Here is a 12,562-nt window from a genome sequence, read left to right on the forward strand (position 1 = left end):
TCCTTCTCTCAGGCTTCGGGGATCTCGCGGCCGAAGGCTCCGAGGGTGATCGCGTCGGGCTCCGGCCCGCCGCGCCGGCCGGTGTCCAAGGCGTCGATCGCGGTCATCTGCTCGTCGGAAAGCTCGAAGTCAAACACGGCGATGTTCTCGGCGATCCGGCTTGGCTTGGTTGACTTGGGGATGACCGAGCGGCCGTGCTGCAGCCCCCAACGCAGCATCACCTGGGCCGGACTCCTACCATGGAATTTGGCAGTGGCTCCGATGACTGAATCATCGAGGGTGCTGCCGTGGTCGCCGTCGCGGTAGAAGGTGATCCCGCCGATCGGTGACCATGCCTGCGTGAGGATCCCGTGCTTGGCATCGAGGCTCTGGACGTCTGGCTGCTGGAAGTAGGGGTGGCACTCGATTTGGTTGACCGCCGGCACGACTGTGGCCTGCGCAAGCAGCTCGGTGAGGTGTTCGACCATGAAATTGCTGACACCGATCGCGCGGACCTTGCCGTCGGCGAGCAGTGTCTCAAGCGCGCGGTAGGCCTCGAGCGTCCGGTCAAACGCCGACGGAAGCGGCTGGTGGAGGATGAGCAGGTCGATCTGCTCGACATCGAGCTTGCGGGCGCTCTTCTCGAACGCGTGCAGGGTCTCGTCGTAGCCGTAGTCGCTGATCCAGATCTTCGTCTCCACGAAGACCTCCGAGCGGTCAATGGCGGAGCCATGGATAGCCTCGCCGACCTCGCGTTCGTTGCCGTAGGCCGCGGCGGTGTCGATGTGGCGGTATCCGGCGTCGAGCGCGGCGCGGACGGCGTCGCGGGTTTCCTCGGGAGGCGTCTGGAAGACCCCGAGTCCGAGGGCGGGGATCTCGACGCCGTTGTTGAGGGCCAGGAGAGGTGTGCTGATGGCGGTCATGGTCGAATTGATCTCTTTCGTCGTAAAGTCGGGGTTGGCGCGTTCAGCCGGCCTGGCCGGTCGGGCGCACGAGGATCTCGTTCAGGGACACGCCGCGCGGGCGGGAAACCGCGAACGCGATGATCTCGGCGATGTCCTGTGCCGCGATCGACGTCTGCTCATACATCCGTTCGGCCGCGGCCTTGGTCTCTGTGTGGGTGATGTGGTCGGTGAGTTCTGTCGCGACCGCGCCGGGCTCGATCACGATCACCCGCACGTCTGGCTGCAACTGCTGGCGCAGCGACTCCGACCACCCGTTCATGCCCCATTTCGTCGCCGCGTAGACCGCATTGCCAGGCCGGGCGGTCCGGCCGGCGACCGAGGAGAGGTTGATCAGGTCACCACCGCCGTCGGCGATGAGCTGATCGAGGAACACCTCGGTCGTCGTGATCGCCCCGAGCAGGTTGGTCTCGATCATCCGCCGATAGTCGCCGAAAAGCTCGGCGGAGAACGGGCCGAGCAGCATCACCCCGGCGCTGTTGACCAGAACATCGACGCGGCCCAGCTCATCCTGGACGCGCCGGGAAGCGGCGAGGATCGAGTCGCGCTCGGTGACGTCGGCCTCGATCGCGACCGCGCTGCTACCGAGCTCGTCGGCAAGCGTCTCGATGCGACCAAGACGCCGGGCCAGCAGCGCGACTCGATAGCCGTCGTCGGTCAGCGCGCGGGCGGTCGCCTCGCCGATCCCCGACGACGCACCGGTGATGACCGCGACCCGGCCCGTGGTGTCCTGAGTGCTCATAGTCGTGTCCTCTTTCGCGTGGAAGTCATGAGGCCCGGTGTCACTCTCGCACCGTCCGCCGAGATGTGAGAGGCCCTGTCAGAGGGGTACTGCCAGGGCACCCCTACGCCGGCTCGCGCGGGCGTAGAGTCCGGTCAATGGAGCCAGCAAGCGAGCTGTCGCAGTTCCTGACCTCCCGGCGAGCGAAGGTCACGCCCGAGCAGGCCGGCCTACCGAGCTACGGGCAGCGACGCGTGCCCGGCCTGCGCCGCGAAGAGGTCGCCTCCCTCGCGGGCGTGAGCGTCGAGTACTACAAACGCCTGGAGCGCGGGAATGCCACCGGCGCCTCCGATCAGGTGCTCGCCGCGATAGCCGACGCGCTGCGCCTCGACGATGCCGAACGCGCGCACCTCTTCGACCTTGCGCGCGCGGCCAGCGCGATCACCCCACAGCGCCGACGGACAGGATCGGCTTCGCAGCCGATCCGGCCCGCCGTGCACCGGATCCTCGAGAGCATCGACGCGCCCGCGACCGTGAGCAATATGCGCTGTGACTACCTCGCCGCCAACGTGCTCGGCCGCGCCCTCTACGCCCCCTTGTTCGACAGCCGCGAACGACCGCCCAACAGCGCCCGCTTCACCTTCCTCGACCCCGCCGCCCAGGAATTCTTCATCGAATGGGAGAAGGCCGCGAAGGACCTCGTCGCCGCCCTGCGCCAGATGGCTGGCCGCAACCCGTACGACCGCGCGCTGTCAGACCTGGTCGGCGAGCTATCGACCCGCAGCGACGCGTTCCGCGTCTGGTGGGCCGCGCACAACGTCCGCTACCACCAGACCGGCACCAAACGCCTGCATCACCCCGTGGTTGGGGAGCTCGAGCTCAGCTACGAGGTCATGGAACTCGCCGCGGACACCGACCTCCGCCTCGCGGTCTTCACCGCCGAGCCCGGCACCCGCTCCGAAGAGGCCCTCAATCTCCTCGCCAGCTGGGCCGCAACCCCGGACCAGCTGCCCGGCGAGCATCCGGCCACCGACGGCGCCGGGCGCGGGTAACCGCGCAGCAGACCCGCAACCGCGCCCCGAGAACGGCAACGCCTGACCTCACGCACAAGCGCCCTGCATTCGTGAAGCGACGAGGCCCTCGCCGCGAATCACAACCGCCCTGCTCCGCGCGGAATCCAAGACGAGCGCTTTCACGATCAGGACCCGTTCGGCACCGCTTCAGCTTTGGCGACGAAGCGATCAGCTACGGAAGGCACATGACGTGGGTCTCGGGGTCTGGTGATGTCTTCGGTGATGGAACGGACTGGGTGACCGTGGACGGCAGCTTCGCGTGGCTGCTCCCCGCGGCTGCCGATGTTGCCGTCCACGCCCGTGAGCACGACGGTTCTCGTCGTTCGGTAGCGCTGGCTGCTTGGGTCTCCTTGTGGCCGCTCCGTCCGAGATCAGGCCGTCCGTCTGAATCGGCGTCCCTGCGCCGTGGCCACCGAGAGATGCGGGACTCGCGAGTGGGTGGTCGTCGTCTGGTTGGCTGGTCGTCGGGTTCGCTGGTCGGCCGCGGTCGGGTTGTCGCGGTGCTGCTCGTCGGGGCCAGACGCGTGGTGATCGGTGGCGCGGAGCAGCCTGTTGACGATGCTGGTGTCGTGTCGTGGACGATCCGGTCGGCTCCTGCGTGCCCGACACCCGCGGAGGGTTCCAGCGGGGTTGCGGTCGCTCTTGCACTCCCATAACCGGGCTGGCGGCCTGGAGCGGTCCTGTGGGAGGATGATGGTCGGGTGTTGGGTGAGCATGACCGGCAGGTTCTGGATCTTGCATCGGCCTGGTCGGTGTTTGTGGCCGATCAGGTGGGGGTGCTGCTCGGCTGCGATCAGGACACGGCTGAACCGGTGCTTGATGGTCTTGTTGACTGGGGGTTGTTGTTGCGGGCCAGGTTGCTGCCGGCCGGTCAGCCGTTCTACCGCGTGACCAGTGAGGGGCTCGCCGAGGTCGGGTCGAGTCTGCCGGTACCGGTCGTTGACCTGGTGGGGTTGCGTGGAGAGCTTGCGGTGGTGTGGCTGTGGCTCATGGCGCGTATCGGCCGGCTTGGTGAACCGGTTGTTTCGGTCAGCTCGCGCAGGGAGCTTGCAGCCAGGCCGGGGATGGTGCAGGGGCCGGATGTGCTGGTCGCGACCGACCGCGGGTGGGTGGCGGTGCACCTGCTTCTAGGCATCCCGGACCTTGCGCTGTTGCGCCGCGTGCTTATGAGCTACGGCTCCGATCCACGGTTCGTTGAGGCGATCGTTCATGTTGAGAGGCAGAGCACCGGTGCTGCGGTCAAGGAGCTCGTCCAGGGCCTTGGGTTGGCGAGCATGGTTCGTCTTCAGTCCGTGATCCTCTAGCTCGAGGTGGGCTGGACGGGTTGGGCGTGCTGCCAGATGTGCTGGTAGTGGTCTTCGAACTGTTTGAACAGCACCGGCTGGCGGTCGGCGCGCAGCCAGATCACCGGGCTCTGGTCAGCGGGGGTGGCGTAGAGGTGTGGGGATATGAGCTGCTGGTTGTCGGCACGGATGATGCTGTGGTAGCCGGCCGCCACGAACACCCGAACCTCGATCCCACGGGCTGCTTCCGTGTTGAGCAGCTGGAGTGTTTGGACGGCTTGGTCTGCGAGGGTGGAGCGGGCTGCGAGCTTATGCGTGCCCTCTGCTTCAGCTTCTGTGATCGTCAGGTGCGCCGACTCGGGGTGAGAGACCAGCACCCGAACCAGGACACCCTCTTGGGCTTTGCCGGCCAGCAGCTCAACGTCCTGTGGTTCGGTGAGAACGTGGTGGAGCGTGAGATCAAGCAGATCGATCTGCACGCTCGCTTCTTTGACCAGCTGCCGCCAGCCCGGGACAGCCAGGTCGCCCACCGTCGGGTAGACCGGGACGAGCTGCTCATCCTCACCGTAATTGGTGTCGTATTCGTCGTCCTCGTAGTCGGCGTCGTCGTCATGGTCGGCGTCGTCATCCTCGCCGGCGCTGCCGCCCCCCATGTTGTTGTCGTTTGTGCGGCCCGCCTGTTGTTGGCGGGTGCCAGGCACACCGGGTTCTGTTTCGGGGGTGAGGTGTGGCCATAGTTGCTGTTGGGTGGTGCCGAGCGCCTTGGCCAGCCGGCTCCGATACCGGGGGTAGGGGGTGCGGCCTGCGACCCATCGCTCGATCGTTTTCGGGTCGACACGCACTTGGTCGGCGAGCTCCTGGATGTCGATCCCGGTGTTTTGGATCGCGTCACGGAGCTGCTTGTTTGCCATTGCGCGTGTTTTTAGAATCTCGGGTGATGGTGGGCGCTTTGAGTGTAAGTCGTCCCAACTCGTCCCGAGTCGTCCCAACTCGTCCCAGGACGTCTTTGAAGTCGTCCCAAGTCGTGGTAGAGACGTCCCAGCAGATCATGGATCGTTGCTGGCATGAGCGTTTCTCAAACACACATCAGACGCCCCGCCCGCGTCAGCGCGAGCCGGGCTGCAGGACAGACAGCAGCACACACGCCGGCACGGCCGGCGCCGACGGCAGGACGGACATCCGGGCTGGCGCCAAGACGGGCGCCGGCACGCACGGCAGGACGGACATCGGCGCTGGCGCCAGCACAGGCGCCCGCGCCCACGCGCGTGGCCGGGCAGGCCGGAGGGCTCATCGCCGGACAGACCGCCAGCCTGGCGGCAGGGCATGCACCTGCGACGGTGCCGGGACGGCCTGTGCCGGTCGGTGGGGTGGGGTTGACGCGGGATCAGGTGATGACCGCCACGGAGGTTGCTGAGCTGTTGGCGTTGCCGGTCTCAACGGTGTATTACCTTGCGCGGCAGGGCCGGTTGCCGGCCAGTCGTTTGGGGCGCGCCTACCGTTTTTTGCGCCCGGCCTTGGAGCGGTTGCTTGAGGATGGTGGGTGGTGAGCTGGGGGCCGTCACATCAGAAACCGAAGCTGCCGCAACCAGGCCGGGTCACGATGGTGCTGGTGGGGGTTGTGGTGCTCGCATGGGTCTATGGCCATATCCCAGACATCGTCGGGTTGGTGATCGTCGGCGGGGTTACATGGCGGTTTGTGAGCTGGATCGACAGCCGTGACCCGTACGCCGGCAAAAACAAGCCGGTCCCGGCAGCGGCTACCGTCCCGCCGGCGGGTGCGGACGGGAAGCAGGCGGGGGTGTGGCTTGGACGCGACGAGCGCGGGACAGGCTGTTGGTCCAGGGCGCAGCGGGCGGTGCTTGTGATCGGCCCGCCACGCTCCGGGAAGACGAGCGGGGTGATCATCCCGACGGTGTCTGCTCATCGTGGGCCGGTGGTTGTGACCTCCACCAAACCGGATGTGCTTGCTGCAACCAGGAATAGGCGAGAGGCCTCAGGGACGGTGTGGCAGTTTGACCCGACCGGCCAGGCCCCACTGGTGGCGGGTGCTGAACGGTTGCGCTGGTCACCGCTCACCTGTTCGCTTGATTGGGATGGGGCATTGTTGATGGCCCGCGCGATGGTCCAGGCCGCCACCGTGGGTGCCGGCGTCACGGATGGTGATCATTGGGCAAGACGCTCCCAGGCTCTGCTGGCCGGGCTGTTGCATGCCGCCGCCACCGGCGGGGAGTCGATGAGCACGCTGGTTGGCTGGGTGTCAGGTCATGAGCTTGATCTGCCGGCCGGACTGCTTGCGGCTCACGGGAGCACCCCGCTTGCCTCACAGGCGCTTGACGGGATCGCTGCGGTGGAGGACAGGGAGCGTTCTGCGATCTTCTCAACCGCGGCGGGGGCGCTTGACGCCTACAGCTCCCAGGCAGCCCTTGAGGCGACCGAGCAACCGAACTTTTATGCCGGACGGTTTGTGAGATCCAACGACACGATCTACATCAACGCCCCCGCTGAGCATCAGCACCTCGCCGCCCCCCTGGTGTGCGGTCTTTTGGCGGAGATCCGTCGCGGGACATATCAGGCACATAGCGCCGGGGTGCTTGACCGGCCTGTGCTGTTCGCCCTGGATGAGGTTGCGAACATCGCCCCGATCCCTGAGCTACCGCAGATCGCCTCAGAAGGCGGAAGCCAAGGCCTCCTCCTGCTCGCCGTCCTACAAGACCTAAGCCAGGCGCGTGGACGGTGGGGGACCGTCACCGACGGGTTCTTGACCCTGTTCGGGGACAAGCTGATCCTCCCCGGGGTTGCTGATCAGCGGACGCTTGAGACGATCTCGGTCACGTTGGGTGAATATGACCGCCAGGTCGTCTCAGAAACCCGGATGCGGGTACCGGAGAAAGCGTGGTTGCAGCGTGCTGAGACGATCTCAACCCAGCGCACCCGGGTGCTGTCTGCCGGTGAGATCGCAAACATCCCTGCCGGCAAAGCGCTGCACCTCGACGGCGTCTCCTGGCAGCTGTTGACGCTCACCCCCGCCGGCCGCTAACCCAGCAGCCCACCACCACTCCACCCCTTCCATGCGGAAACTCATCCCCCGCATACGTCGGGACGACTTGGGACGTCTAGGGGCAAGCACACCCTGTGCGTACAGTGTGGCCCCCTCGGACAGAGAGCCCGAACGGCTCAAGAGACATCCAGCCCTGGCAGGCATGCAGGCCCGGGCAGGCAGCGCACCGCGACGGTGTCCGCGTGGGTGGGCCGCGGCGATCTTCTTTGCGGCTACGACCGGCTGCGGACCGGTTCCCGCCGGCAGCTGGTCTGCAACGCCGGCAAGTGGGGCTGGGGGTCAGGTCGTGTGCACGACGGTTGGGTCAGCGGGCGCCAGCCCTGCCTGGCGGGCCACCCCGGATCCGGGGGCGGCGGGATGTTGACGGTCGCGAAGGTCACCGGCCGCATGGCTGCCGGGTACGCGCAGTATTTGGAGGGCAAGACCACCCCGACGGTGCTTGGGGACTACTACCTCAAGAACGGGGAGCGGGTCGAGGCACCAGGCCGCTGGATCACCGGTGCCGAGCAGGTCGGTTGTGATCCGCAGCAACCGGTTGGTGGGGACGTGCTGCGGGAGCTGATGGCTGTCCGTCATCCCGTGACCGGACAGCAGTTGCGGCGCACCGGCTCGAGTGGTGAGGCTGTGGCGGCGATCGATGCGACGTTCTCAGCACCTAAGTCTGTGAGCGCGATCTGGGCTTTGGCCGACAACGAGCTCCGTGCCAGCATTGAGGCGGTACACGAGCTGGCGATCGACCGGGCGATCGGCTACGCGGTCGGACAGGTGGCGATGGTTCGTCACCGCCCAGACCGCGACACGGTTGTGCACACCAAGGCCACGGGGGTTGTTGCGACCAGTTGGCGGCACACGACCGCCCGAGCCGTGGGTGAGCGCGTCCCGGACCCGCAGCTGCACTCCCATGTGTTGTTGCACGCCGCTGTGCGTGGGGATGGGAAGGTGGTTGCGATCGATTCGCGCTCCTGGTTTGTGCATCGCCGTGAGCTCGGGGCCGCCTACCGCACCGAGCTCGCCCACGAGCTGAGCGCACTGGGGTTTGAGATCACGCGTGGCACCGGGCGTGACGCACGGTATTTTGAGATCCAGGGTGTGCCACAGGATTTGATCGACACCTGGTCAACACGCCATCACCAGGTGCAGGACCAGATCCGCCAAACGCTTGAGCGGACCGGTGATAAGCGGATCAGTGCTGCCGGGGAGCGGCGTGCCGCGCTCACCACGCGTCAGTGCAAACAGCCCGCCACCAATGCTGAGCTTGACCACCAGTGGCAGAAGGCCGCGTCAAGCGCGGGGTTCAGTACGGAGCGCGTGGAGGCGCTGCGTGACATGCACAGACCCGGTCTTGAGCCCCCGGGGTTGCGGGAGCTGTTGGCTGGGCTTACGGAGTTTGATGCGACGTTCACCGACCGGGACGCCAGGGCGGTCACGCTCGAGCAGGCCGCCGGAACCCCGATCAACCAGGCGCTCGCGGTGCTCTCACAGGCACGCGAGGAACGGGCGGTCCTCAGGCTGGCGGATGGGAGCAGCACCACCGCCTGGCACCGGGCGCTTGAGAACCTGACCGTCGGGATCTTCAAAGACCTCGTGCGAGAACGCTCCCACACCATCCCAGGAGGACTTGTGGAGCAGGCGGCCGCAACGATCAACCGGCGGCTGGCAAAACACGGCGCCCGGCTCTCCAACGAGCAACAGCAGGCCCTTGAGCTTGCGTGCGGGGACCGGCAGGTCGTGATCATCCAAGGCCAGGCCGGCACCGGCAAAAGCACCCTGCTGCAGGCTGTTGCGCTCGCCCACCACGCCGATGGGCGGCAGGTGATCGTCACAAGCACCGCCGCCGCCGCGGCCGAACGCCTCGCGCGCGATCTTGCGGAGGTCGGGGTCAGCGCCCCCGCCTACTCCACCATCGCGCTCAAGCACGCGATCGACACCAGCCAGGTCCAGGTCGACGCGCAGACGACGGTGATTCATGATGAGGCGGCGCTCGCCTCCACGCGCGAGCAACAACAACTCCTCGACACCATCGAGCAGCGCTACGCCCGGCTGATCATCGTTGGTGACCCACAGCAATCAAAACCCGTTGGGGCCGCCGGCCTGTGGTCACGCCTCGAACACCTCGCCCAGACCCAGCACTCGCGCGTGGAGCTGAGCATCAACCTCCGCGCCCACGATCCCGATGACCAGCGCGACCAAGCACTGTTCCGGGACGGCAAGCACCACCAGGCACTCGCAGGCTACAGCTCACGTGGACGCCTGCACATCTCAGCCGACCAAACCAGCGCCGAACACGCAGCACTTGAGGCAGCACACCAAGACCGCAGCGCCGGCAAGCGCACGTTGGTGATCACCCAAACCTCAAACGAGCACCTCGATGAGCTGAACGCGCACGCGCAGGCGTTGCGGGTCCGTGACCGGCAGCTCGGTCACAACACCCTGAAAATCCCGGGGCGGCCATACCGGCTGCGGGCCGGGGATGAAATCCAAATCCGTCACACCATCACCCTCCCCGACAGCCCGATCAGAAACGGCACCACCGCCACCATCACCGCGATCAAACCCGCGGCCGGGCTGACGATCAAACTCACCGACGGGCAGATCATCCAAATGACCCGCGCGCAAGCCCAGCAAGCCGACCTGCGCCTCGCTTACGTACAGCACCCCGTCCCCGCACAAGGCCTCACCACCGACACCACCCACCTCATCGTCGCCGAGCACACCACCGCCGAAGGAACATATGTCGCGCTCACCCGCGCCCGGCAACAAACCGACATCCACGTCAACCACGAAATCCTCCAAGACAGCGAGCTGCAACCCCTGGAACGGCTCGCCGAACGGGTCGGACGCAGCGAGCCCGAGGTGCCATCGATCGCAATGCCACTCGCCGCGCGGCACGACCGGCGCCTGAACCCTTATAAAACGTGAGTATGAACAGCGAAAATACGGGTTGCTGCACGCATGCTGGCGCCTCAGGGGCTCACGCATGTGGTGCAGCATGAAGGGCTGTTGGTAAAGGTGGATGTTCGTGCGGACGGCAGCGCTCTGGCCGGGCATGTGGACACCACGCTGCTGGCTGGGGTCGCCGACCGGGTTGGGCTACACGGGCGCTGTCTCTGCCGATGGTCTCGACACGCCAGCACGCCACGGCACGTGACCAGGGGGTCGCTTTGCGCGATCTGGCGGTGTTGCCAGCCGATGGCGGTGACAGCTTGACCGATCTTCGCGTCCAGCGTGAGCGGCCTGACCTGTTCGGGAACCTCGGCTCTGACGCGAACGCGTCTCGGGTGACTGACTCGGCCGACGAGCACACGCTTGGCCGTCTGCGTGAGACGGCCGCGGCAGGACGGGCGGAGGCGTGGAGGAGCGGGGCAAGACCGGAGCGCGCGGTGTCCACACGGCATAACCGTCTGGACCGGACGGTCATTGATGTTGACGGCTCGCTGACCAGCGTGCACTCGGAGCAGGAGCAGGCCCACGGTAGGCTCAAGGGCGGTTGCGGCCATCATCTGCTGCTGGCGTACCTGGAAAGGGACGGGGAGGTGCTGGTGGCGGACAGCTGCAGACCAGGGAACGCCGGGGCGAACAGCGCCTGAGTGTGGACGCCGGAAGGGGTCCCGAAGTGGAACGGCCCCCTCCAGCGCCCATCCACCGCCGTCATCCAAGACGACCATCGCGGACATGCGGCAGCGGCCCTGAAGGTCGTGGGAGCCTTTGCCAGGTCTGCCGGGATCGACTGGCTGCGCATCCGATGGGACCAGCCAAAGACCAACCCCTCAAGCGGCAACATGCCCGCCAAGCTGGGGCGCACAATCGTCGCCACGCACAAGACCTGCAAAGCCCAGGTCAGATCCTCCGCCAGCAGTAGTCACGCAGCTCCACCACGTATGGCCAGCCGCAGGGCTCAGAAGGGCGGCGGCTAGACGCTAGTCAAGTCCCGAGGCCGTAGGGGCATTCTTGACAGCGGGCGCGCGGGTATGTATCGTTCGCTCATCCGATTATGCGTTCGCAATTGCGGATATAAAGAGGGAGGAAGGGCAACGGAAAAGCAATTGATTCCGCTTGTGCCGCTCGCGCTGGCGGGTCGCACGCACATTTCACTTGCTACGTGACCGGCCGCATGTTTTTGGTGCAGGGGGCGCTCTAGGCGCCTCCATCGGTTAGGTCACTTCAGACGACTGTCGGTTCCGTCATGTGCGACCGACAGCGTGCAAACAACAAGACGGTGAGGAGAACACTTTAATGAGGATCACACGTCTCAGGATTCGAGCCGCAGCTTACGCGGCCGGAGGCACCGCAGCCATTGCTGGAGTTGCCGCCATTGCAGGGGTTGCCGCCACATCAGCGACTGCGCATCAGGGCCGGGCCGCGTCAGGGCCAATCCAGATTCTTGATATCACCGGCACCAGCGGCGCGACTGCGATCTTCGGAACGCAGGAGACGCTGGGCATGCAGGCGGCCGCCAACTACTACAACAAGCGCGGAGGCATTCTCGGCCACAAGATCAAGATCGACATCGTCAACGACAACAGCGACCCAGCCACTGCCGCCAGTGACGCCTCTCAGTACCTGAGCGGAGGCGGCGCGAGCAAGTATACGATGGTCTGGGCCGGCCAAGAAGGTACCACGAGTGCTGCGATCATCCCGATCGTAAAGAAGTACCACGTCTACACGACTGCTGTAAACGATGGCAACGGCCAGTGCCAGAAGGGGTCCAACTGCCCGAACATCTTCCTTCAAGCCGGCGACCTTTCAGCGGGCGAAGCCGCCGACACGGCTGCCCTCAAAAAGGATGGCTTCAAGAAGATCGGAATCATCCAGGAACAGGGGACTTACGATCAATCTGAGGCGACATATATGCTTCCCGACCTGAGAAGGGCTGGCATCAAGTACACGGTCGTGACGTTCCCGCCGACGGCGGTCAGCCTGACGCCTGAGATGCAGACGTTGAAGAACGACAACGTGAAGGCGGTCTTCGCAATGACGCTCGGCCCGGCGGGCGGCTACGTTCTCGCCGCGAGGGCGGCTCTCGGCTGGTCAGTGCCCGTCCATTTCGATGTCGCCGGCTCGACCGTCAACCTGGCCTCGCTCGTGCCCAAGGGCACGAGCCTGGCAAAAGTCTGGGAGACTGAGCAGTACTGCGAGAACATCAAGGCCAAGGGAATCAACTGGAACTTGATGAAGGCGAACGCACCGAGCGCACCCGCTGGAGACATCGAGTGCACGATCGCTGGCGACGGTTGGCAGGCCATCGTGATGCTCGCCGACGCCGCCGCCAAAGCGAAATCGCTCTCCGCGAGCGCGCTCATCAAGGCGACATCGACGCTGAAGATAACGAAGGGTCTTGTGAGCAGCCCGACGGCCTGCTGGACGCGCAGCAACCATGAGGACACCTGCCAAGATGCCGGCTTCTACGACATCGTGCCGCTTGGCAATCTGAAGAACAGCAGGCTGTATCCGCGCAAGTCCTAGGGTACAGACAGGGAGTCTGAGGG

10 protein-coding genes are annotated in these 12,562 nt (G+C 65.8%); 7 read left to right on the top strand and 3 right to left on the bottom strand.

The features are described 5' to 3' along the window. Positions 1-8 precede the first annotated feature (8 nt). Both M3M54_RS14905 and M3M54_RS14910 read right to left on the bottom strand, forming a co-directional pair. Positions 9-902 (bottom strand): aldo/keto reductase, encoded by an 894-nt coding sequence (locus M3M54_RS14905; RefSeq protein ID WP_249019815.1) that lies wholly within the window; start codon positions 900-902, stop codon positions 9-11. Positions 903-945: 43 nt separating this feature from the next. Then, positions 946-1,683, bottom strand: coding sequence for an SDR family oxidoreductase (locus M3M54_RS14910; RefSeq protein ID WP_249019816.1), 738 nt, complete (start codon positions 1,681-1,683; stop codon positions 946-948). Positions 1,684-1,820: 137 nt separating this feature from the next. Here M3M54_RS14910 and M3M54_RS14915 point away from each other — a divergent pair, with 137 nt between their 5' ends. Continuing rightward, a complete protein-coding gene (locus M3M54_RS14915) occupies positions 1,821-2,714 on the top strand; it encodes a helix-turn-helix transcriptional regulator (RefSeq protein WP_249019817.1) in 894 nt (297 codons plus the stop codon). A gap of 725 nt (positions 2,715-3,439) precedes the next feature. Beyond that, positions 3,440-4,039, top strand: coding sequence for a hypothetical protein (locus tag M3M54_RS14920; RefSeq protein ID WP_249019818.1), 600 nt, complete (start codon positions 3,440-3,442; stop codon positions 4,037-4,039). On the opposite strand, the gene M3M54_RS14925 is transcribed toward M3M54_RS14920, so the two are convergent. Further along, entirely contained in the window at positions 4,036-4,929 is an 894-nt protein-coding gene (locus M3M54_RS14925; protein WP_249019819.1) for a helix-turn-helix transcriptional regulator, read from the bottom strand. The genes M3M54_RS14920 and M3M54_RS14925 overlap by 4 nt on opposite strands. 153 nt (positions 4,930-5,082) lie before the next feature. Here M3M54_RS14925 and M3M54_RS14930 point away from each other — a divergent pair, with 153 nt between their 5' ends. The 5 genes from M3M54_RS14930 to M3M54_RS14950 all read left to right on the top strand — a co-directional run bounded on the left by M3M54_RS14930 (position 5,083) and on the right by M3M54_RS14950 (position 12,539). Beyond that, on the top strand, positions 5,083-5,565 hold the full coding sequence (locus M3M54_RS14930; protein ID WP_249019820.1) for a helix-turn-helix domain-containing protein: 483 nt from the start codon (positions 5,083-5,085) through the stop codon (positions 5,563-5,565). Next, entirely contained in the window at positions 5,562-7,055 is a 1,494-nt protein-coding gene (locus M3M54_RS14935) for a type IV secretory system conjugative DNA transfer family protein (RefSeq protein ID WP_249019821.1), read from the top strand. The genes M3M54_RS14930 and M3M54_RS14935 overlap by 4 nt, the downstream gene beginning before the upstream one ends. 378 nt (positions 7,056-7,433) lie before the next feature. Continuing rightward, positions 7,434-9,995 (top strand): MobF family relaxase, encoded by a 2,562-nt coding sequence (mobF, locus tag M3M54_RS14940; RefSeq protein ID WP_249019822.1) that lies wholly within the window; start codon positions 7,434-7,436, stop codon positions 9,993-9,995. Between the two features lie 194 nt (positions 9,996-10,189). After that, entirely contained in the window at positions 10,190-10,663 is a 474-nt protein-coding gene (locus M3M54_RS14945; protein WP_249019823.1) for a hypothetical protein, read from the top strand. A 646-nt stretch (positions 10,664-11,309) separates the two neighbouring features. Continuing rightward, on the top strand, positions 11,310-12,539 hold the full coding sequence (locus tag M3M54_RS14950) for an ABC transporter substrate-binding protein (protein WP_249019824.1): 1,230 nt from the start codon (positions 11,310-11,312) through the stop codon (positions 12,537-12,539). Positions 12,540-12,562 lie beyond the last annotated feature (23 nt).

The organism is Conexibacter sp. S30A1 (assembly GCF_023330665.1).
Lineage (GTDB): Bacteria > Actinomycetota > Thermoleophilia > Solirubrobacterales > Solirubrobacteraceae > Palsa-465.